Below are 566 nucleotides of genomic sequence, written 5' to 3'. Positions count from 1 at the left end.
ACCCGGATGCAGGCCCGCGCCTGGATGACGGCCCTGATCATCGTCGTCATGTTCGGCGGCGTGACCCTGGTGCTGTGGCTGGGCGCCCAGGACGTGGTCGCCGGCGTCATGTCGCCGGGCGCCCTGCTGCAATTCGTGCTGCTGTCCGTCTTCGCGGCGGGGGCCGTGGGGGCGTTGGGCGAAAGCTGGGGCGACGTGCAAAAGGCGGCCGGCGCGATGGAGCGGATCGAGGAGCTGATGCGCGCCGTCCCCGGCATCGCGCCGCCCGCCCACGCCACGGCCCTGCCGTCCCCGCCGCGCGGCGAACTGTCGATGTCGGCCGTCGGCTTCGCCTATCCCGGTCGTCCCGACCTGCCGGCGCTGAAGGGTTTCAGCCTGACCGTCCGCCCCGGCGAGACGGTGGCCCTGGTCGGTCCGTCGGGCGCAGGCAAGTCCACCTTCCTGCGCATGCTCAACCGGCTCGCCGAGCCGACCGACGGCCGCATCCTGTTCGACGGCACCGACGTCACCGCCCTGCGCGGCCGGGCGCTGCGGCGCTGGCGCGCGCGCTGCGCCATGGTGTTCCA

General features: G+C 73.9%; 1 protein-coding gene. It reads left to right on the top strand.

Annotated features, from left to right (window positions below):
- Positions 1–24: 24 nt before the first annotated feature.
- On the top strand, positions 25–566 hold a 542-nt coding region (locus ACFPK0_RS16890), incomplete at its 3' end, for an ATP-binding cassette domain-containing protein (protein WP_377342428.1).

The organism is Rhodanobacter ginsenosidimutans (assembly GCF_042655685.1).
Classification (GTDB): Bacteria; Pseudomonadota; Gammaproteobacteria; order Xanthomonadales; family Rhodanobacteraceae; genus Rhodanobacter; species Rhodanobacter ginsenosidimutans.
The sequence above is the reverse complement of the archived record's forward strand: the minus strand, read 5'-3'. Positions and strand labels throughout refer to the sequence as shown.